Below are 19,770 nucleotides of genomic sequence, written 5' to 3' on the forward strand. Positions count from 1 at the left end.
ATACTGCACATCCTTGACCATTCCATGCCGATGCACAGCGGTTATAGCTTCCGCACGCGTGCCATATTGAAGGCTCAAATCGCTCGCGGATGGGACGTTGCCGGGGTTACCGGTGCACGCCACACTGCGGAAGGGCCGGATGTAGAAACGGTCGATGGGCTCACATTCTACCGCACCCGGGCCCCGGAAACGATGACGACACCGATCCGGGAATGGCGCGAAATTGCATTGCTGGCGGATCGGATCGACGATGTGGTCGCCGAGTGGAAGCCTGATCAGTTGCATGTCCATTCCCCAGTGCTCAATGCGCTGGCTGCCTTGCGCGTTGCCCGCCGCCGCGAATTGCCGTTGATTTATGAAATCCGGGCTTTTTGGGAAGATGCGGCTGTTGGAAATGGCACCGGTACGAGAAACTCGGCACGCTACTGGCTCACGCGCATGTTTGAGACACACGCGGCGCATCAAGCTGATGCGGTAGCCGTAATTTGCGAGGGATTAAGACAGGACCTTATCCGCCGCGGCGTGGATGGCGACAAGATCATGGTGTCGCCTAATGGCGTGGACATGGGGCTTTTCGGCAATCCACCGCCGGTTGATCCTGGTCTTGCGCAGTCGCTGGGTCTCAAAGGCAAAGAGGTAACTGGCTTTGTCGGCAGCTTCTATGATTATGAGGGCTTGGACGATCTGATCGCGGCGATGCCGCGGCTCATCATGGCGCGTCCGGATTCACATCTGCTGCTTGTCGGCGGCGGTCCAATGGACGCTGAGTTGCGCGCCCAGGCCGAAGCATCGGATGTTGCCGACCATATCCATTTCACTGGCCGTGTCCCGCATGATGAGGTGGAACGCTATTACGGCCTGATCGATATTCTGGCCTATCCGCGCAAGAAAATGCGTCTCACGGATCTGGTAACACCACTCAAGCCATTGGAAGCGATGGCGCAGAAGCGATTGGTTGCCGCGTCCGATGTGGGTGGTCACCGCGAGTTGATCGAAGACGGGGTGACCGGCACTTTATTCCCGCCAGATGATCCAGACGCCTTGGCCGCTGCACTCGCAGATATGTTTGCAAATCGCGGTGTTTGGGAAGAACGGCGCCGCGCGGCCCGTACATTTGTCGAACGCGATCGTAACTGGTCGTCAAACATTTCGCGTTATGCCCCTGTTTACCAAAAACTTACCGGCAAGGCGGTCTAGGCTATGAAATTCTCACTGGAAGCCATCAGAGACGGTGCGACCGTGCCCGATCTTCTTGGAAATCTACCGAAAATTCCGGTCGCATCGGCCGTTTCGGGCCTGATTGTGGCTGCGCTCATCCTAATGACACCGAATAGCTGGTTCGAGGCATTTGTCACGGAATCTGGCCTGCCAGGACTGATCAGTGCCGCTGAACCTCCATTGGGCGCGCGGGCCCGCATTGTTTTCGCGCTCGCTGCTGCACTGATGGTGACGCTCATTGCATGGGGCGCGCTCTCGGCGACTGTTGGACGCAAGATGCGCCAGAGAGCCGAAGCACGACGCGAAGCCGAAAATACAGAATTTGATCCGGATGTCCGCGCCCGCGCATTGCGCCGCGGCGACGCGCATCCCGATGCGCCTTATCGCCGTCCGATTATGGCCACGGATGATCTTGGTACGGCACTCGATGATGTGGATGTCGAGGCTGCTATGGACGAGGAAGCCGATGGCGATGCACTGGACCTTGGTGCGGTGGCTGAGATCTTAGGCGACGCGCCGGAGGCCGAAGCCGAAGGTGCGACGGAAGAAGCTGGATTCGTCGCAGAGACAGTCGATATGGACAGCGCGCCAATTGCTGATGACGCATCGAGCGAGACGATATTCGAGGTTCCGCTCCCGCGCCGTGATGAAGCGGTCGTCCAGCCGTCGCCGACCGCGGCAGAACCGGAAATCCGTGGCGATCTTGCAGAACTGGTTGGACGGTTGGAAGCTGGGCTCAAGCGCAAGCGCGCAAAACGGACGCTAGTTCAGGATATTCCGGAGAATGTAGCGACACATCCGCAAGCGCGCCCAGCAGAAGCGCAGGATGAAGCGCTGAAAGAAGCACTAGATGCGCTTCAGCAAGTGAGCGGCAAGGCCAGCTAGAATCGTCATTCATTGGCGAGCAGGAGGGCTTCGATTTCGATCCTTGCCCCGGCCCGATTGATGGATTGGTTCATCACGAGAATATCCGCAAGGATGCGATCTCCCAGATCGAATTCCGTATAGTCCAGATCGTCGGTCAGGGCAGTTGCTCGATCGCGGCCCTGCGCCCCATCAAGCCAAAGTGCAAAGCAAATGCGGTGACCGCTAAAAGACATGCTAGACCAAGGCGTCATGCGGATACGTTCAACCGTCGGCTGACTGCCGATGCGACACGCTAGTGCGCCCACCAATCTCTCAAATGCGACCCAGGGGAAGGCAGTATTAGCCATTGCGCGTAGGTCGACTATCAGCCCTTGCCATATAGGCCTCCACCCGTGCGCGCAGCTTCGGCCCGCACTCCCGGCCACGCCTCAAATCAAAAACGAAACGGGGATCGTTGGCGGCATCTCGGCCAAAACGGGTCGGCGCCGTGTCTGTATGTCGCAAATAACGGTCAATCTCGATCAGCAGGCTCATTCCATTCTCCTTCAAGCTACTGCCTGACAAGCGAATCATCGTCGCTAGGCGTTTTCCTATCTCAAAGGTAATTTCCTACTTGTCTAGGAATATTCCTAGCGCTAGATTCCTGGCTATGGATGACGGTGATCCCCGCATGGTTTTGCAGCGCCTAGCGCGGGAGCGAGGCGACGATTTTTCGGCGCTTTCGCGACTGATTGGAAGAAATGCAGCCTATATTCAACAGTTTATAAGGCGCGGTACTCCAAAACGTCTTTCCGAAGAGGATCGTCACACACTAGCGGAATATTTCGGCATCGACGAATCACTTCTCGGCGCGCCGGCACCTCGGGTGACTAGGAAAAATCCTCATCAGCTACAATCAATTGGCAAGGATATGATCGCGATCAGCCAATATTCGGTTCAGGCGTCAGCCGGGCCGGGGGCGTTGACAGCCGACGAGGGAGAATTGTCACATATCGCGTTTCCAGAACGCTGGTTGAGGCGCTTGTCCGGAGGTGATCCGGCTCGGTTGTCGATAATCACGGTATCTGGCGATTCCATGGAGCCGACCCTCTCGGACGGCGATGAGATCCTTGTCAGCGCAGATGACGGTGCTGATCAATTGCGCGACGGGATATATGTCTTGCGGGTCGATAATGCGCTGATCGTGAAACGGGTCGCGATGAATCCGGCAAACCGGCGCTTTACAATCAAGAGCGACAATGAGGGGTATCCCGACTGGCTCGACTGTGACCTGGCTTCATTGGAGATCGTGGGCCGGGTAGTTTGGGCCGGCCGTCGACTAGCCTAGTCGTTATGCCTTGATCGCGTTGCCAGCCAGATGGCAATTGCCAGAAAAATGCCAACAGCAAGGCCGACCAGCAGGCCAATAGTGGGCTGACCAAGGATCCACCCCAAAGCCAGTCCGATGAACGGACCAAAGGCGATGAAGACGCCGCCACCTATTCCATTGTCTCGTGAAGTCTCAGCCATGAAGGCCGCTATGGCAGCGGTGATCGCTTCTGTCACCCGGCTCAATGGCTAACATTTTTTTCACCAAGTTCGCCGGGAGAACTGAAACGCTTTGTCTGTATTACCCACTGAACTTGATCGTCGATGATCAGCAGAACTCTGGCAGGTGATACTCCTTTATGCGCACCCCTTTCTATCTTGATGACCCAGACGCGGTAAACGACGCGGCCGAACTGATGGCCGAATATGGCGTGATGGCAGCCGCGGAAGCCTCCGCGCGTGCCAATCGCAGTCGCGACAAGGGGAACATCATCCATTTCTGTCGTTGGCGGCAGATTGTGCGGCTGGTCGAATGGATGGAAGACGCTGAGGCCGAACGGACTGTTCACTGAGGGCTGTCCGGCTTAGGGACAGCAGGTCTCAAATCACGGTAAATTGATTGGCGGTGGCGGCGGTTTCACGCTACCAGCCGCACATGACCGCCGCGATACTACCGGGCCGGGCATTTGTCGGTTCCCTGTTTATTTTGAGCATAGCGACTGTGCCATTTGTGGCGCACGCGCAGCTGGTTCCCGAACGGGCAACCGATGAGAGCGCAACCGGCGTGGATTTGCTCGAGATTCGGGATCGCAGTGCGGTGAGCACGGCAAATGGTTTTGATGAATCGGCGCCGATGACCGAGATCTCGGACTTTAGCGTTGCTTGGCCTGACATGGTCGATGGATCCGATGCGGTAACAGGTGGCGTCGATTCTGGTTCGATCAGTACGCAACAACGCTATTCGGTCTCTTTGCGCGGCCTCGATGGTCTAGAAGAGCAGGCCGAGATTCGATCACAGTTTAATGCTTTGTCTGTCCTGCGCGAAAATGAAGATGATCGCGCTGTGGTGGCGCAGATCAATCGGCGTGCTGATCTCGATCGCGATCTGCTGGATGAGCTTTTGCGGTCGCAAGGCTATTATGACGCTGAGGTCGCGTCGGTTTTGTCCGGTGAAACGGGAAGCGACGAGATCGAAGTCGTATTCGAGATCGATGCTGGGCCTCTCTATCGTTTCGATAGTGTGCGCTTGCCCGGGCTCGCGGGCGCCGGTGAACGGACCGACGAACTGCGTGCGGAGTATCCGGTGGAAGCCGATGATCCTGTCGATGCGGCGGACGTAAACACGGCGGAAGCCAACTTAACGGCCGAACTCGGCAATCGCGGCTATCCATTTGCCGTCGTCGGCGAAGAAGAAGTGGTCATCGATCATTCCGACCGAACGGCGACACTCACAGTACCGGTGGACACAGGCGGTGAGCGTGATTTCGGTTCGATTCGCGTTTTACAGGGTGAAAACGAGATATTTGGCGCCGATCATGTTGCCGAAATTGCCCGTTTTGAACCCGGCGATCTGTATTCGACAGCTATGGTCGATGATCTGCGCCGTGCGCTGGTTCAGACAGGTCTTGTGTCGCGCGTGCAGCTGACCCCAGTTGAATCGAACGATCCGGGGCTGGTCGACCTCGCAGTGGAAATGGAACCCGCACCGCCGCGAACTATCTCCGGGGAGATTGGCTACAGCACGGGTGAGGGCGCGCGTGTCGAAGTGGGTTGGGAACATCGCAACTTTTTCCGGCCCGAAGGCGCGCTGGCGCTGCGCGGCATTATCGGAACGGATGATCAATTTGCCAGCGTCAGCATCAGGCGCAGCAACTTCCTGAACCGCGACCAATTGCTCACTGCCCAGCTTTTTGCCGGGAATACGAACCGGGACGCATTTGACGCACGCACTGCAGGCGTCACCGCGAGCTTCGAGCGAATTTCAAACCAATTGTGGCAGAAACAATGGATCTGGTCTGTCGGAGTGGAGCTGCTGGCGTCAGATGAGCGTGACGTAGTCGGAGCGACCGGATTGCGAGCTCGCGAAACCTTCTTGATTGGAGCATTGCCGCTCAGCATTGCCTATGACGGTACGGGCGATCTCCTGAACCCGAATGAGGGCGCGCGCCTTTCGGCGTTTATCTCACCTGAACTCTCCTTCCAGGATGGTACATTCGGCTATGCACGAGTTCAGATTGATGGCAGCGCTTATTACGCATTGTTGGACGCTCTGACCCTGGCTGGGCGCGTTCGGCTTGGTGCGATCCCCGGCGCGTCGACCAATAATATTGCGCCGTCCCGGCGTTTCTATGCAGGCGGCGGTGGCTCTGTGCGCGGTTACAGCTATCAGTCGATCGGTCCGCGCGATGCAAATAATGATCCGGTAGGCGGTCGCAGTCTTGTCGAATTTGCCCTCGAAGCCCGATATCGTTTTGGCGATTTTGGCGTGGTGCCCTTTATCGATGCAGGTGCGATCTACACCGATCTCTATCCCGATTTCACCAATTTGCGCTTCGGAGCGGGGTTGGGCGTCCGCTACTATAGCAGCTTCGGGCCGATCCGGCTCGATGTCGGGACGCCAATCAATCCGCAACCCGGTGACCCTGTCATCGCGATCTATGTTTCGCTCGGACAGGCCTTCTGATGGCCGCAACAGCAACCAATCCGGAGGCGGTAGATGTCGATTTTGTCTCCGCTACGTCGCGGCGACGGCGTCTAACCCGCTACACCCTGTTTGGCTTTGTCGGATTGCTCGCACTGCTCTTCGTCACACTATTTGCGTTGGATACGCCGCCCGGTCGCCGCTTCCTGATCGATCGGATTGAGGGTTTGGAGCCTGCCAACGGACTGCGCATTCGTATCGGTCGTATTGATGGTTCGATTTATGGCGCAATGACGATCTCAGATCTGAGGCTCTATGATCCAGACGGTCTGTTCTTCGAAGCCCCTGAGCTGAACCTTGACTGGCAGCCGCTCATGTACGTGTTCGACAATCAGCTGGAGATTGGCAGTCTAACCTCCGATCTCGTGATCCTGCATCGCGTGCCGTCACTCCTTCCATCCGAAGAGGAAGATCAGCCGATCCTTCCGAGTTTTGATATCTCGATTGACCGGATCGACTTTGAACGGTTCCGATTTGAAGAGGCGATTGCAGGGGAACGCCAACATGCGGCGATTGGCGGGACTGTGGAGATCCATACCGGACGCGCGCAGATCGAGCTTAATGCCCAAGGGCTGGACAGCGGCGAGCGACTGGCGCTGTTGCTTGATGCCGAACCGGATGGCGATGTCTTCGATCTCGATGTCGAACTTATTGCTCCGAATGATGGAATCCTGGCGGGGTTTACGGGGATTGAGCGCTCGCTGGTCATCGATATTGCAGGCAGTGGTACCTGGCAGTCCTGGGACGGACGGGCGCAGGTGGATAGCGGCGATGCGCGGGTGATTGATCTCAATCTGGAAGCTGCCGACGGGAATTTCGTTCTCGGCGGTGTGGTCCGGTCCACGGACTTGCTTGACCCAGGTGTAGCGCGACGCCTGACTGCTCCGGAAATGACGCTGAGTGCGCGCGCGGTTTTCGAGGATCGGCGCCTTGCCGGCGATTTCGATATCCGATCTCCGGCTGCGATCATTGAAGGGCGCGGTGTTTTCGATCTTGCCGCAAGCGGCTTCGAAGATTTCACCAGCGATATCCGTTTGCTCGACCCCTCGGCCTTGCTGAGCGATATGCGCGGGCAGAATGTTCGCATGCGGATTGCATTGGACGGTCCATTTTCGAATGCCGATTTCCGGTATGAGCTGACCGCGCCAAGTGCGGTGATCAGCGGCGCGAGCTTCGATGCTCTGCGCATCGCGGGCCGCGGGCAATGGGGCGACACGCCGTTCGCCCTGCCGGTCTCGGCAACCGCAAATCGAATAACCGGGATCAACGGCACGATCGATCAAATATTGAGCAATGTGGCGCTCGACGGCGATTTGCTGATTACCAGCGATCAATTGGTTGGCGATAATCTGGCATTGCGCTCCGATCGCCTGACTGGCGATCTCGCCGTGCTCTATGATTTTGCTACCGGCAATTATGCAGTCGGCCTCGATGGCGATGTTGATCGCTTCGAACTGCCGGGCCTTGGCGTGTTCGCTATCAACTCGCAGATTGAGATCGTGCCTGCGCCTAACGGCGGTTTTCAGATTGCTGGCCGCGCGCGTGCGGTCACACCGCAACTCGATAATGAGTTTTTCCAGTCGCTCGCCGCTGGGCAGACCACAGCCAATGCCGGCATCTCTTATGGCCCCGATGGGCGTTTCATCTTTTCCGATTTTGAGGTGAGTGCTCCGGCGCTCAATTTTGCTGGCGACGGCTATCTCGATAGCGAGGGCAACCTGTTTGTGGCTGGTTCGGGCGAGCAAGCGCAATATGGTCCGGTCACGCTCACGGCACAGGGCGAGCCATCGCGTCCGCGGGTAGAATTGGCGCTCGCCAGTCCGGTCCCAAATGCGGGTGTCGTTAATGTAGAGGCTCTGCTGGATCCCAATGAAGCCGGCTTTAGCTATTTGGCCAGCGGCCAGTCGATGGCCGGACCTTTCACATCTGTAGGACAGCTGCAATTGCCAGATGATGCGCCGGCCGCCGTTAGTGTGGGAGAGTTTCGCGTCGCTGATACCGTGACAGAGGGTCGGTTCGCATTTCGGGATGGCGGAATGGTCGGCGCTCTGGACCTCGAAGGCGATGGGGTGTCCGGCGATATCGAGCTGAGCATGGATGGCGGCGAGCAGCTGGTGGTGGTGGATATTGATGCCGAGAACGGGCAATTGGGCGGAGAGATTGATGCGACGATGCGCCAAGCCCTGTTCGATCTGCGTTGGCGCCCGCTTGCCGAAGCACCAACCTTGCAGGCCAGTCTTGAATTGAATGGATTTGAACGTCGCGGCCTGTCGCTACCCCGTTTTGGTGGCGATCTGGCGCTGGTCGACGGAGTTGGCGCAGCCGACACAACGGTTGACGGCGGCCGCAGTCGCAATTTCGATTTCGAAGCTCGCGCCGAGATCAGTCCAGTCTCCATTTCGGTCGAAGGCGAGGGACAATTCCGGGGAGAGCCCATTGAAGTGACGCCGCTCCTGCTTCGCAAGGAGGAAGAGGGTTGGGTCCTGGAAGAAAGCACGATCAGCTATCGGGGAGGGCAAGCGAATATCGCCGGTCGCTTCATGAACACGAGCACGTCGGTTGATGCCTCCCTGTCCAGTGTGCCTCTGGCGGTGGTCGACATATTCTATCCCGATACGGGTCTTGCTGGCACGGCCACCGGTTCACTGGGCTATCTGCAATTTGCCGGAGAAACGATTCCAACTATCGACGCGGAATTGCGCCTGCGCGACCTGACCCGTGAGGGCTTTGCGCTGCGTCCGCGTCCTGTAAATCTTGGTATTAACTCGCGTCTCGCCAATGGTCGCTTCGATACGCGTGCCGTCATGGAGAGCGACGGCGAGCAAATCATGCGGTTCCAGTCGCGCTTCGACGATATGGCGGGTAGCGGGAATTTCGGAGATATTCTTGCCCGCGCGCCATTGTTCGCTGAGCTGCAATATCGCGGCCCTGCAGAAACTCTCTGGCAGCTGACGGGCAATGAAGTTTTGAGCCTATCAGGCCCGCTCTATGCTGATCTCGATATTGGCGGAACACTCGACCACGCGGATGTAGACGGCGTCCTGCAGGTTCGCGATGGCCGTCTCGAAAGCGCGTTGACCGGTACGGTGATCGAAGGCGTTTCGACGGACGGGATCTTCCTGATCAATGAGCGCACGACCACGAGCGGCATTGTGCGCCAATCCCGTCTGGAATTCTCGGAGCTAGCTGGCACGACACCTGGTGGCGGCTCAGTATCGGGCCGCGCTGAATTTGATCTCGATTTGGCGACCGGGCTCGGTATGGAGATCGAGTTGCTGGCCGAGCGGGCCTGGCTGATCCGTCGCGACGATATCTCTGCTCAGGTCAGCGGACCCCTCTCAATCAGGTTGCGGACTCCCGAAGGCAGCGTGGCCGGCTCCGCTGACGCTCGGCCTGTCGGGACCATTGCTGGCGATTTCACTATGGCACGGGGTGAATTCATGCTGGGCCAGGCGGCTCCAGAGCTTGTCGTTCCCCAGCTCAACGTGACGGAGATCAACAGGCGAATTGACGATCGTGGTCCGCCTGTTGCGCCCGTTAACTGGACGCTTGATGTCGATGTAACCGCGCGCAACCGCTTCATGGTTCGCGGTCTTGGCCTGAACAGCGAATGGGGTGCTGATCTCCAGGTGCGCGGTCCGCTGGACGCATTTCAGATACTGGGCGAGATGAACCTGGTTCGCGGCGATTATCAATTTGCCGGACGGCAGTTCGAGCTCGATCGCGGTCGGATTGAGTTTTACGGCAATCAGCCTGTTGATCCGGGCCTTGATATTGTTGCGGAAGCCGACGTCGAAGGGCTGGATGCGACAATCAATATCGGTGGTAGCGGCAACAGCCCAGAGATCAGTTTTACGAGCGTTCCGGCACTTGAACAGAGCGAGCTGTTGAGCCGGCTTTTGTTCGGTACATCAATCACCGATCTTTCTGCACCTGAAGCGATCCAGCTCGGTGCGGCGCTCGCATCGTTGCAAGCTGGCGGCAATGGTCTCAACCCAATCAATGCAGTCCGTGATGCCATTGGCCTTGATCGGCTCCGTATCCTGCCAGCGGATCCAGCCGTTGGTCGCGGTACGGCGGTCGCGGCTGGCTTTTATGTATCGCGGAACCTGTTCGTTGAGGTGATTACGGACGGGCAAGGCTATTCGGCTACTGAGACAGAATTCCGCGTCACGCGCTGGCTTTCCTTGCTCTCGAGCATATCGACGCTCGGCCGTGTCGACGCGAACCTACAGATCAGCCGGGATTATTAGCCGCGTTGCTGCTACTGGTGTCGCGCCTGCATAACTGGCGATTCGAGATGGTGGACCATCGGGGAGTGCGGGCGTCATCTGCCGTGCGCCTGGGCATCCCGCAACCAACAGGAGACGCCTTATGCAGATTGTAATCCTCCTCTACCCGAATATGACCCAGCTCGATTTCACCGGGCCGTTCGAAGTCTTTGCCGCGATTCCCGACGCCAAAATTGATCTTGTGTGGAAGAGCACCGAGCCGGTTTCGGACATCAACGGCCTGACAATCGTACCCAGTGCCAGCCTGGCCGATGCGCCACAGGCCGATCTTCTGTTTGTGCCAGGCGGCTTTGGTCAGGCCGCACTGATAGAAGATGATGAGGTGCTGGACTGGCTGCAAAGCCAGGCAGACGGCGCGAAATACGTCACGTCGGTCTGTACGGGATCGCTGATCCTTGCTGCGGCTGGCTTGCTCGAAGGGTATCAGGCCACAAGCCATTGGTATTGGATTGATCAGCTTAAGCTGTTTGGCGCAGAGCCAGTGAGTGAGCGCGTCGTCATTGATCGCAATCGTATCACAGGGGCAGGGGTTTCGGCCGGGATCGATATGGCGCTGTCACTGGTGGCCGAGCTCTACGGCGAGGCCATGGCCCGGACGATACAACTGGGCATCGAATATGACCCGAGCCCGCCCTTTGATGGCGGACATCCAAGCCGCGAATCCGAAGAGATTGTCGCCATGCTTTCTGCGCGACTGTCGACGATCGAGGAAGCGCGCTGGGAGGTCGCCGAAAAGGCGGCGGCTCGGTTAAAAGAAAGGCGGCCAGCAAGCTGACCGCCTTTCCTAGCGTTGCATTGGAAGGGAGAAACTAGGCAGGTTCGCCGAGGATCGTCTTCACTTCCATAAACTCGCGCAGGCCATATTTGCCCATTTCGCGGCCATTTCCGGACTGTTTATAGCCACCGAACGGCGCGTCGGGGATCGGGCCCCAATTGTTCACGCCGACCAAGCCAGCACGCAGCTTGCCGGTAAATTTCGCAGCTTCTTCAGCTGGGCCGTAGACGCAGGCGGAAAGGCCGTAATCCGTGTCATTGGCGATCTCGAGCGCTTCATCATCATTTTCATATTTGATGAGCGTAACGACCGGACCGAAAATCTCTTCGCGCGCAATCGTCATGTCGCTGGTGATGTCGGAAAAAACCGTCGGCTTCACGTAGAAACCCTGGTTCACCCCATCTGGACGACCCGTGCCGCCGGTTTCCACCTTGCCGCCTTCGTCGATGCCCGTCTGGATCAGTCCCTGGATCTTCTCATATTGCGCCGAGTTCACGACCGGACCGATATGCTGACCCATTTCGGTTGGATCGCCGACGGGCACGCTCTCCATCACGCCTTTGGCGATCTGGACGGCTTCGTCATATTGCGATTCATGGACGAGCATGCGGGTCGGTGCGATGCAGCTCTGGCCTGAATTGATGATCACGCCCTGCAGGCCGTTTGGCACAGCTTCGCTGAGATCAGCGCCTTCAAGAACGATGTTCGGCGTCTTGCCGCCCAGTTCCTGATGCACGCGCTTGACGGTGTCCGCAGCATTCTTGGCGATGATGATGCCAGCGCGGGTCGAACCGGTGAAACTCACCATGTCGACATCGTCATGCTTGGTCAGCATCGTGCCAACGCCCGGGCCATCGCCCTGGACGAGATTGAACACACCAGCCGGAACACCAGCAGCATCCATGATTTCAGCGAAGATCGCGGCTGAACCCGGCGTTTCTTCCGACGGTTTGAGAACCATAGTGTTCCCGGCAGCCAGCGCAGGCGCGACTTTTGCAGTGATCTGATTAAGCGGCCAGTTCCATGGGGTAATCATGGCGACCACACCGATCGGCTCATGCACGACGCGTGCCGGGCCAAGCTGCTCTTCAAATTCAAATTCCTTAAGCACTTCAGAGGCTTTGAGGATGTGGCCGAGGCCGGCTGGGCCTTGGGCGGCATTACCAATTGCAACCGGGCAGCCCATTTCATCGGCCATCACATTGGCGATATCGGGCATGCGCTTCTTATATTCTTCAGCGATCCGATCGAGCATCTCGATCCGCTCTTCGACGCTGGTCTGCGAGAAGCTCTTGAACGCTTCTTTGGCAGCCGCAACGGCATTGTCGGTGTCAGCCTGGCTACCAAGCATGATTTCCGTGCACGGCTCTTCGGTCGCCGGGTTGATGACCTCATGGCGTGAGCCGCCATCGCTATCGACCCATTGGCCGTTGATATAGTGCTTCAAATAGCTGTGCATGACATTCCGCTCCTGTGATTCGGGGATTTAGGTTCTGATTTGAAACCAAGATAGGGGATGCAGGCCGATGGTTCAATCGACTGTCGTTGCTTTGGGGTTTGGGCGCTATCAGCCGTGTATCTGTGCGTCCCTTGTTGGCGCATAAGAAAACCCCCGCAGCCGGGTTGCGGCGACGGGGGTTTCTTCAATCGTCCAGCGATTAGGCCGAATAATACATGTCGAATTCGACCGGGCCGGGGGTCGTTTCCCAGCGGTCATTTTCTTCCCATTTAAGCTCGGCATAAGCTTCAATCTGATCCTGGGAGAATACATCGCCCTTGGTCAGGAAGTCGAAATCATCTTCGAGCGCTTCGAGTGCTTCGCGGAGCGAACCACATACTGTCGGGACGCCCTCAAGCTCTGCCGGCGGCAGGTCGTACAGGTTCTTGTCCATCGCATCGCCCGGATGGATCCGGTTCTCGATGCCGTCCAGACCCGCCATCAGCAGGGCCGAATAGCAAAGATATGGATTGGCCATCGCATCAGGGAATCGGAATTCGACGCGCTTGGCTTTGTCACCAGTACCATATGGAATACGGCAGGACGCAGAGCGGTTACGGCTCGAATAGGCCAGCAAAACAGGCGCTTCGTAACCCGGTACGAGGCGCTTATAGCTGTTCGTCGTCGGGTTGGTGAATGCGTTCAGGGCGCGCGCATGTTTGATAACGCCGCCGATATAATAGAGGCAGGTATCGCTTAGGCCCGCATAGCCGTCGCCAGCGAAGAGCGGTTTGCCTTCGTTCCAGATCGACATATGGGTGTGCATGCCCGAGCCATTATCTTCCTTGATCGGCTTCGGCATGAAGGTGGCCGTCTTGCCATAGGCCTGGGCCACCATGTGCACGACATATTTATAGACCTGCATCCGGTCGGCCGTTTCAACCAGCGAACCGAAGGTGAGGCCAAGCTCATGCTGGGCGGCGCCCACTTCATGGTGATGCTTGTCCATCGGCAAGCCCATCTCGAGCATCGTCGAAACCATTTCGGCGCGGATATCCATGGCGCTGTCGACTGGAGCAACCGGGAAATAACCACCCTTGGCGCGTGGGCGATGAGCCATATTGCCCATCTCATATTCGCGGCCTGAATTGGTCGGCAGCTCGATATCGTCAATCTTGAAATAGCTGCGATCATATCCGTCTTCGAAGCGCACATCGTCGAACATGAAGAATTCAGCTTCCGGTCCGACATAGACGGTGTCACCAACACCCGATGCCTTCACAAAGGCTTCGGCGCGTTTCGCAGTCGAGCGCGGATCGCGGCCATATAGTTCGCCCGTGCCCGGTTCGACAATGTCGCAGCAAACAGCGAGCATCGGCGTGGCAGAGAAGGGGTCTTCATAGACGGCGTCGAGGTCCGGCCGCAGGATCATGTCGGATTCATTGATCGCTTTCCAACCGGCGATCGAAGACCCGTCGAACATCAGGCCATCTTCAAGAGCGTCCTCATCCATGACGCCTGAGCACATCTGAAGGTGCTGCCATTTGCCCTTGGGATCGGTGAAGCGAAGGTCGACCCATTCGATCTCATCTTCCTCGATACGTTTGATTATGTCTTTGGCGGTAGTCGTCATGAAATATTACCTTCCTCTTTAAGGAATCACCCAGACCTTTTGTTACCCAATAATTCGCACACGCACAATTTATTTTTGCACTGCAGCATGAATGATTTTGGCTATCACGGCCTTGCCGCGGGTCAGGTCTCGCAACTCCCTGATATTACAAGCTGCTGATCGGTCGGTGCATCAGACCGCGTCGGAATTCTGTTCGCCGGTACGGATCCGAACCGCACGATCAACCGTTGAGACGAAGATCTTGCCATCGCCAATCCGTCCGGTCTGAGCCGCATTCTGGATGGCTTCGACGACGCGATCGGCGAGACCATCATCCACCACGGCTTCGAGCTTAACCTTGGGCAAGAAATCCACGACATATTCGGCACCGCGATACAGCTCGGTATGGCCTTTCTGGCGACCAAAGCCTTTTGCTTCTGTCACTGTCATTCCGGTGACGCCCACATCATGCAGCGCCTCTTTCACTTCATCGAGCTTGAACGGTTTGATGATCGCTTCGATCTTTTTCATATGCGCGCCCTTCCTGTGGCTGCGATGCGGAATGCTCCCCTGAACTCATAAGCGGGCAGGGCCCCGACTCGCAAGTCGGTTGCGCGGCCGGGGCAACATCATTTACTGCGCCGCGCTTCAGTCAACATAAGATAATCCATTACGCATCCGGCAAGCCGATGCGCCCGAGAGATGGTCCGTGCACTTTTGCAAAACCGTCCTGTTTTCGGGTCTATCCGTCGCCAACTCCCTGTTCCGTTGTCGAAAAGTCACGATGCTGGCGGCGAGTGGTGGGCGTAAACTAAGGATTAGATCATGCGAAAACCTATTCTGTTCGGCGCCTCCCTTCTTGCAGCCTCGGCTATGGCAATGCCGGCACTAGCTCAGGACGCTGATGGTAATGCATCACCACCTTCGGAAGACCGGACGGTGCCTGTTCCAACTATCGATACCGATGGTGATGGCGCACCGGATGCCTGGGACCAGCGTGGTGATGGCCGTCCCGACAGTTGGGATACCGATGGCGATGGTCGTCCCGACGTCTTCGATCGCGACGGGGACGGCGAGCCGGACGAACCCCAATAGCGAAAAATGCGCCGCCGGGCCGAAGCCTGGCGGCGCATCCTTTGTGCGCGGATTATCCCGTTAGCCTTCGTCAGCGCCTTCCGCATCTTCGCGGCGCGCCCTGAGCCGGGCGATATCCTCATTGGCCTTGTCGATGACATAGAGCCGGATGGTTTCAGCGAGTTCAGCTGGCAATACGCTGGTGAAGCTAGGCATGCCGTTTTCGGCCAGTGAACCACCGCGGACGACACTCAGCCAGGCTTCGGCATCGGTTAGATAGCCGGAGAAGCGAACGTCAGGGTTGATGCCGCCGCCGACTGCTCCCTCGCCATGGCAGACCATGCAGTAGCGCATGAAGAGTCCTTCACCCTGTGCAATTTGTTCTGCTGTACCGGTTGATTCAGGCGGATCGAGCAATTGCTGCTCCATATCTGGTGCATCAGGCAGGACCCCGCTGCCATCCAGTCGCAGCACGATCAGGCGTGGAATATTCGGCACCTGGCCTGCTGTTATGTCGGCGGCACCAGCCGTGATCTGGAACGCACCACCACGGCCGGTGGTGAAAGCGATATGCTGGACCCCATCGATCAGGAACGTCGAGGCACCAGCCAATACGCCCGTCTGTGTGTCCATCGACCAAAGCTCTTCGCCGGTGTCGGCAGTATAGGCCTTGAACTGGCCGGTTGCCGTGCCTTGGAAGACAAGGTTGCCGGCGGTTGTCAGAATTCCGCCATTCCAGGGAGTGGTGTAATCCACTGTCCAGCGCGCTTCTTGCGCAACTGGATCCCAAGCCACCAGCTGGCCGCTCACTGTCGCGATCAGTGCGCGCATTGTCGCTTCGTCACGGGGAAGGGCGGTGTCCGCAATGTTAGTCCCGGTATTGAAACCGATCGGACTGAGCTCGGAATGAGCATCTTCCGTCGCGGGCAGCAGGAGCTGCGGCGCAATATTGGCTGGAATATAGGCAAGGCCTGTCATGGGATTAAACGCCATGGGCTGCCAGTTATGCGCACCGATCGGTCCGGGATTGGCGATGAACATCTCGCCCGTCCGATAAAAGCGCGCCGCCGGATTTTCGATTGGCCGTCCAGTTTCCAGATTATAGCCAGTCGCCCAGTTCACACCGTCGACAAAGGCTTCGGCGGAAATCAGCGAACCCGTCTCGCGGTCAACTACGAAGAAGAAGCCATTCTTTGGCGCATGGAGGATTACCTGACGGGTTTCGCCATCAATCTCGAGATCCGTGAGGATCATCGATTGGGTTGCCGTGAAGTCCCATGTCTCGCCCGGGGTTTCCTGATAGTGCCAGAGATATTCGCCGGTATCCGGATTGAGCGCGACGATCGAAGACAGGAACAGATTGTCGCCCTGTCCGTCTGACCGGACGCCGTGGTTCCACGGACTGCCGTTGCCGACGCCGATGTAAAGCTGATTCAGTTCATGATCGTAAACAATTGAATCCCACACGGTTCCGCCACCGCCGGACTCGCGCCATGAACCACCTTCGGACCAGGTCCGCGATGCAGTTTGCAGCACTTCGTCCGAGGCTGCGCCATCAGGCTCACCATCGGGATTGGGAACGGTATAGAAGCGCCACTCGAGCGCGCCGGTATTGGCATTGTACGCCGAAACATATCCACGCACACCGAATTCGGCGCCGCCATTACCGATAATGACCCGATTGTTCACGACGCGCGGAACGCCGGTGATTGTATAGGGTCGGTCCTGGTCGGTCGTCTGTTCGGACCAGAGCTGCGCACCCGTGCCGGCGTCGAGCGCGATCAACCGGCCATCAAGGGTGCCGAGATAAAGCTTGCCGCGCCAAACCGCGACACCGCGATTGACTGCGTCACAACAGGTGTTCTGGAGAACGGAGCGCGGAACTTCGGGATCGAAGGTCCAAAGCGGTTCGCCATTGCGGGCATCGAATGCAAATACCTTGGACCATGGCCCGGTGATATACATGATGCCGTCCACAACGATCGGCGTGGCTTCCTGCGCGCGCGCATCGGGCAGTTCGGCTGTCCAGGCGATGCCGAGATTTTCGACATTTTCCGTCGTGATCTGATCGAGGGGGCTGAAGCGCTGTTCGTCATAATTAAAGCTGGCCGCAGCCCAATCGCTGCCGTCTCCGCCAGTCGTTAGAAACTCACCATCGACTTTTGCCGTGCCTTCAGCCGAACTTGTAGATCCTTCCGATCCACCGGTACCTGCCGAACATGCCGCCAGGCTCATTGCCAAAGCCAATCCGATCCATTTGCGCATAACAGACGTCCCTCCTGAGTCTCCTTATTGGCCCAGCAGGATGAGCGTTGCAAATTCTTGTATGCAGAATGACTTCGGCGAAACTTGTCCGACTAGGTGTAAGGCGGATTATCCAGGCCGGTTGGGCTCTTGGTGAAGATTTCAACGCTATCTTCGGTCACACCCACCGAATGCTCGAACTGGGCCGAGAGCGATCGATCGCGCGTCACGGCCGTCCAGCCATCGTCGAGCACTTTTACGCTCGGCTTGCCGATATTGATCATCGGCTCGATCGTGAAGAACATGCCGGGTTTGAGCTCGGGGCCGGTGCCGGGATTGCCCGCATGGATCACTTCGGGTGCGTCATGGAACAATCGACCCAGGCCATGACCGCAAAAATCACGAACGACGCCATAGCGATGGGCTTCGGCATGGCTTTGGATGGCGTGCGAAATATCGCCGAGAAATGCGCCGGGCTTCACTTCGGCAATACCCAGCATCATCGCTTCATAGGTGACATCGATAAGCCGCTGCGCCTTGATCGGGATCTTGCCGACGGTGAACATCCGGCTGGTATCGCCATGCCAGCCATCAAGGATTGGCGTTACGTCGATATTGACGATATCGCCTTTTTTGAGGGACTTGGTGCCCGGAATTCCGTGACACACCACATGATTGATCGAGGTGCAGCAGCTCTTCGTATAGCCCCGATAGCCAAGCGTTGCGGGAATGCCGCCACCGGCTTTCATCCGCTCAAGGGCAAAATCGTCAATCTCCTCGGTCGTAACGCCAGGCTCGACCAGCGGAACCAGCGCATCGAGCACCTCGGCGGCCAATCGACCAGCCGCGCGCATGCCCTCAAACCCACTTGCGTCGTGGAGCTTGATTGTGCCGTCGCGCGCAACCGGGTCGGCTGCGGTTATGGTCTGATACTGGTTCATGAGCGGCTATATAGCGACACCGTCATGGTTTCGCTACCATCATCGCGGAACCCGGCTAGCGGAAACGGATGCGCTCGGCGTGCAGGCTTTCACCGTCCGATCGCCTGAGGTTCAGCGCTACTTCGCCAGCGGCCCAGTCAATCTCGAGCATGCCGAAATTCTCATCCGAATAGAAACCGGAACGGCGGATCGGGTCGGGTTCGCGGGCTCCGGTATCGCCTTCTCCGAACGAGAGGTTGAGCGAGGAGGCGGTGAGCTCCCACAGTTCTTCACCCAATGCTTCGGGCGTGGCCTGATAGAAGGCACCGCTATGGCGATCGCCCGACAGGACGACCATGCCGCCGCCATTGCGCGCTGCGAGCGCGCGATAGAATCGCTCTCTTTCGAGCGGCATATTTCCCCATTTTTCGTAATTATGCGCGTCGGTTAGCAGCTGTATCGATGAAACGATGATACGAAGATCAGCGGGCTTTTCCAGCTCGCCAGCCAGCCACGCCCATTGGGCAGCACCGAGCATCGTCGCGTCGGGACTGTCGGTGATTCCGTAATGGCCGAGCGGTCTGCGTTCGGCCGAATAGGGCAGGGAGACCAGCGGATCGCGAAAGAAGCGAGTGTCGAGAATGATAAGCTGTACCCGCTCGCCCTCGGGCCCAATCATCACGCTGTCATAGATGCCCGGTCGTGCGCGCACGGCATCGCTCGAGCGCCAGAAACTTTCGAACAGCTGCTCGGATCGCTCGCGAAAGGAAAAGGCTCCGCCGGAATCATTGGGCCCGAAATCATGGTCGTCCCAGCTCGCCAGCATCGGGACCTGGTTGCGAAAGGCGATGAACTCGGGATGCGAAGCCTGGAGTTGATAGGCATGTGCGAACGTGCCGAGATCTGCCTCGCCGCGATAACCGAAATCACCATAGACATTGTCGCCAATCATCAGGAACAGCTCCGGATTGTGGGCCGCGATTGTCGACCAGATGGTTTGGTGACGGTTTTGGTGGTTGCAACTGCCAAATGCGATCCGGCTGATCGCGCGGCTGATGTCGAGCTGCGCGCCGGCATTGGCCTGAGGGACATTGGTGTCGAGCGTGGCGTAATAGGGCCGCAGCGCTTCTTCGGCACTTTGCGGAGGCGCAGCTTGCGGTGCCGCGGCCACATTTGCGCAACTGCTTAGAACCAATGATCCCAGGCCGGCCAGAAGTGCAATTGTCGATCGTGTCATGGCAGTGTGCGTCCCTTCCTCACAAAAAAGGGGCCGGCGACATGATCGTCTCCGGCCCCCATTTTTTAGCGGTTATGCGTTGTC

17 protein-coding genes and 1 riboswitch are annotated in these 19,770 nt (G+C 57.9%); of the genes, 8 read left to right on the forward strand and 9 right to left on the reverse strand.

Annotated features, from left to right (window positions below):
* The first annotated feature begins 30 nt into the window (after window positions 1–30).
* Together HFP51_RS01450 and HFP51_RS01455 are read left to right on the forward strand one after the other, a co-directional pair.
* Window positions 31–1,197 carry a TIGR04063 family PEP-CTERM/XrtA system glycosyltransferase gene (locus HFP51_RS01450; protein WP_370462928.1) on the forward strand — a complete coding sequence of 389 codons (1,167 nt, stop codon included), beginning with the start codon at window positions 31–33 and terminating at the stop codon, window positions 1,195–1,197.
* Between the two features lie 3 nt (window positions 1,198–1,200).
* Entirely contained in the window at window positions 1,201–2,103 is a 903-nt protein-coding gene (locus tag HFP51_RS01455) for a hypothetical protein (protein WP_176873989.1), read from the forward strand.
* 5 nt (window positions 2,104–2,108) lie between these two features.
* Here HFP51_RS01455 and HFP51_RS01460 read toward each other — a convergent pair whose 3' ends face one another.
* Together HFP51_RS01460 and HFP51_RS01465 are read right to left on the reverse strand one after the other, a co-directional pair.
* A complete protein-coding gene (locus HFP51_RS01460; RefSeq protein ID WP_176873990.1) occupies window positions 2,109–2,432 on the reverse strand; it encodes a hypothetical protein in 324 nt (107 codons plus the stop codon).
* Complete coding sequence (locus HFP51_RS01465) at window positions 2,425–2,619, reverse strand: hypothetical protein (protein ID WP_176873991.1); 195 nt, start codon at window positions 2,617–2,619, stop codon at window positions 2,425–2,427. Before HFP51_RS01465 ends, HFP51_RS01460 begins: the two co-directional genes overlap by 8 nt.
* 115 nt (window positions 2,620–2,734) lie before the next feature.
* Here HFP51_RS01465 and HFP51_RS01470 point away from each other — a divergent pair, with 115 nt between their 5' ends.
* On the forward strand, window positions 2,735–3,412 hold the full coding sequence (locus HFP51_RS01470) for a helix-turn-helix transcriptional regulator (RefSeq protein WP_176873992.1): 678 nt from the start codon (window positions 2,735–2,737) through the stop codon (window positions 3,410–3,412).
* Here the strand turns inward: HFP51_RS01470 and HFP51_RS01475 are convergent.
* Window positions 3,409–3,594 carry a hypothetical protein gene (locus HFP51_RS01475; protein ID WP_176873993.1) on the reverse strand — a complete coding sequence of 62 codons (186 nt, stop codon included), beginning with the start codon at window positions 3,592–3,594 and terminating at the stop codon, window positions 3,409–3,411. The genes HFP51_RS01470 and HFP51_RS01475 overlap by 4 nt on opposite strands.
* A gap of 158 nt (window positions 3,595–3,752) precedes the next feature.
* Here HFP51_RS01475 and HFP51_RS01480 point away from each other — a divergent pair, with 158 nt between their 5' ends.
* From HFP51_RS01480 to HFP51_RS01495, 4 genes are all read left to right on the forward strand, one after another.
* Window positions 3,753–3,965 carry a hypothetical protein gene (locus tag HFP51_RS01480; protein ID WP_176873994.1) on the forward strand — a complete coding sequence of 71 codons (213 nt, stop codon included), beginning with the start codon at window positions 3,753–3,755 and terminating at the stop codon, window positions 3,963–3,965.
* An 83-nt stretch (window positions 3,966–4,048) separates the two neighbouring features.
* The gene (locus HFP51_RS01485) at window positions 4,049–6,076 is read left to right on the forward strand and encodes an autotransporter assembly complex family protein (RefSeq protein ID WP_176873995.1); all 2,028 of its coding nucleotides are present in this window, start codon (window positions 4,049–4,051) and stop codon (window positions 6,074–6,076) included.
* Window positions 6,076–10,347 carry a translocation/assembly module TamB domain-containing protein gene (locus HFP51_RS01490; RefSeq protein ID WP_176873996.1) on the forward strand — a complete coding sequence of 1,424 codons (4,272 nt, stop codon included), beginning with the start codon at window positions 6,076–6,078 and terminating at the stop codon, window positions 10,345–10,347. The genes HFP51_RS01485 and HFP51_RS01490 overlap by 1 nt, the downstream gene beginning before the upstream one ends.
* 20 nt (window positions 10,348–10,367) lie before the next feature.
* Window positions 10,368–10,449, forward strand: a riboswitch (ZMP/ZTP riboswitch).
* A 19-nt stretch (window positions 10,450–10,468) separates the two neighbouring features.
* The gene (locus tag HFP51_RS01495) at window positions 10,469–11,161 is read left to right on the forward strand and encodes a DJ-1/PfpI family protein (RefSeq protein WP_176873997.1); all 693 of its coding nucleotides are present in this window, start codon (window positions 10,469–10,471) and stop codon (window positions 11,159–11,161) included.
* Between the two features lie 34 nt (window positions 11,162–11,195).
* Here the strand turns inward: HFP51_RS01495 and HFP51_RS01500 are convergent, their stop codons facing one another.
* From HFP51_RS01500 to HFP51_RS01510, 3 genes are all read right to left on the reverse strand, one after another.
* Window positions 11,196–12,620, reverse strand: a complete 1,425-nt coding sequence (locus HFP51_RS01500; protein ID WP_176873998.1) for an aldehyde dehydrogenase family protein — start codon at window positions 12,618–12,620, stop codon at window positions 11,196–11,198.
* A 199-nt stretch (window positions 12,621–12,819) separates the two neighbouring features.
* Complete coding sequence (gene glnA, locus HFP51_RS01505) at window positions 12,820–14,232, reverse strand: type I glutamate--ammonia ligase (protein ID WP_176873999.1); 1,413 nt, start codon at window positions 14,230–14,232, stop codon at window positions 12,820–12,822.
* A gap of 171 nt (window positions 14,233–14,403) precedes the next feature.
* A complete protein-coding gene (locus tag HFP51_RS01510; RefSeq protein ID WP_176874000.1) occupies window positions 14,404–14,742 on the reverse strand; it encodes a P-II family nitrogen regulator in 339 nt (112 codons plus the stop codon).
* A gap of 294 nt (window positions 14,743–15,036) precedes the next feature.
* Here HFP51_RS01510 and HFP51_RS01515 point away from each other — a divergent pair, with 294 nt between their 5' ends.
* Window positions 15,037–15,306: a hypothetical protein gene (locus HFP51_RS01515; RefSeq protein ID WP_176874001.1), complete on the forward strand. Its 270-nt coding sequence runs from the start codon at window positions 15,037–15,039 to the stop codon at window positions 15,304–15,306.
* Between the two features lie 60 nt (window positions 15,307–15,366).
* Here the strand turns inward: HFP51_RS01515 and HFP51_RS01520 are convergent, their stop codons facing one another.
* The 3 genes from HFP51_RS01520 to HFP51_RS01530 all read right to left on the reverse strand — a co-directional run bounded on the left by HFP51_RS01520 (window position 15,367) and on the right by HFP51_RS01530 (window position 19,686).
* On the reverse strand, window positions 15,367–17,550 hold the full coding sequence (locus HFP51_RS01520) for a PQQ-dependent dehydrogenase, methanol/ethanol family (RefSeq protein ID WP_176874002.1): 2,184 nt from the start codon (window positions 17,548–17,550) through the stop codon (window positions 15,367–15,369).
* A gap of 92 nt (window positions 17,551–17,642) precedes the next feature.
* Window positions 17,643–18,470, reverse strand: a complete 828-nt coding sequence (gene map / locus HFP51_RS01525) for a type I methionyl aminopeptidase (protein ID WP_176874003.1) — start codon at window positions 18,468–18,470, stop codon at window positions 17,643–17,645.
* Between the two features lie 55 nt (window positions 18,471–18,525).
* Window positions 18,526–19,686: an alkaline phosphatase D family protein gene (locus HFP51_RS01530; RefSeq protein WP_176874004.1), complete on the reverse strand. Its 1,161-nt coding sequence runs from the start codon at window positions 19,684–19,686 to the stop codon at window positions 18,526–18,528.
* Between the last annotated feature and the right edge of the window lie 84 nt (window positions 19,687–19,770).

This window comes from Parasphingopyxis sp. CP4 (assembly GCF_013378055.1).
GTDB lineage: Bacteria > Pseudomonadota > Alphaproteobacteria > Sphingomonadales > Sphingomonadaceae > Parasphingopyxis.

Bases quoted from the DNA above. Each gene is read 5' to 3' on its own strand.
- HFP51_RS01450 (WP_370462928.1), top strand. From the start codon at position 31: ATGCACAGCGGTTATAGCTTCCGCACGCGTGCCATATTGAAGGCTCAA.
- HFP51_RS01455 (WP_176873989.1), top strand. From the start codon at position 1,201: ATGAAATTCTCACTGGAAGCCATCAGAGACGGTGCGACCGTGCCCGAT.
- HFP51_RS01460 (WP_176873990.1), bottom strand. From the start codon at position 2,432: ATGGCTAATACTGCCTTCCCCTGGGTCGCATTTGAGAGATTGGTGGGC.
- HFP51_RS01465 (WP_176873991.1), bottom strand. From the start codon at position 2,619: ATGAGCCTGCTGATCGAGATTGACCGTTATTTGCGACATACAGACACG.
- HFP51_RS01470 (WP_176873992.1), top strand. From the start codon at position 2,735: ATGGATGACGGTGATCCCCGCATGGTTTTGCAGCGCCTAGCGCGGGAG.
- HFP51_RS01475 (WP_176873993.1), bottom strand. From the start codon at position 3,594: ATGGCTGAGACTTCACGAGACAATGGAATAGGTGGCGGCGTCTTCATC.
- HFP51_RS01480 (WP_176873994.1), top strand. From the start codon at position 3,753: ATGCGCACCCCTTTCTATCTTGATGACCCAGACGCGGTAAACGACGCG.
- HFP51_RS01485 (WP_176873995.1), top strand. From the start codon at position 4,049: ATGACCGCCGCGATACTACCGGGCCGGGCATTTGTCGGTTCCCTGTTT.
- HFP51_RS01490 (WP_176873996.1), top strand. From the start codon at position 6,076: ATGGCCGCAACAGCAACCAATCCGGAGGCGGTAGATGTCGATTTTGTC.
- HFP51_RS01495 (WP_176873997.1), top strand. From the start codon at position 10,469: ATGCAGATTGTAATCCTCCTCTACCCGAATATGACCCAGCTCGATTTC.
- HFP51_RS01500 (WP_176873998.1), bottom strand. From the start codon at position 12,620: ATGCACAGCTATTTGAAGCACTATATCAACGGCCAATGGGTCGATAGC.
- glnA (WP_176873999.1), bottom strand. From the start codon at position 14,232: ATGACGACTACCGCCAAAGACATAATCAAACGTATCGAGGAAGATGAG.
- HFP51_RS01510 (WP_176874000.1), bottom strand. From the start codon at position 14,742: ATGAAAAAGATCGAAGCGATCATCAAACCGTTCAAGCTCGATGAAGTG.
- HFP51_RS01515 (WP_176874001.1), top strand. From the start codon at position 15,037: ATGCGAAAACCTATTCTGTTCGGCGCCTCCCTTCTTGCAGCCTCGGCT.
- HFP51_RS01520 (WP_176874002.1), bottom strand. From the start codon at position 17,550: ATGCGCAAATGGATCGGATTGGCTTTGGCAATGAGCCTGGCGGCATGT.
- map (WP_176874003.1), bottom strand. From the start codon at position 18,470: ATGAACCAGTATCAGACCATAACCGCAGCCGACCCGGTTGCGCGCGAC.
- HFP51_RS01530 (WP_176874004.1), bottom strand. From the start codon at position 19,686: ATGACACGATCGACAATTGCACTTCTGGCCGGCCTGGGATCATTGGTT.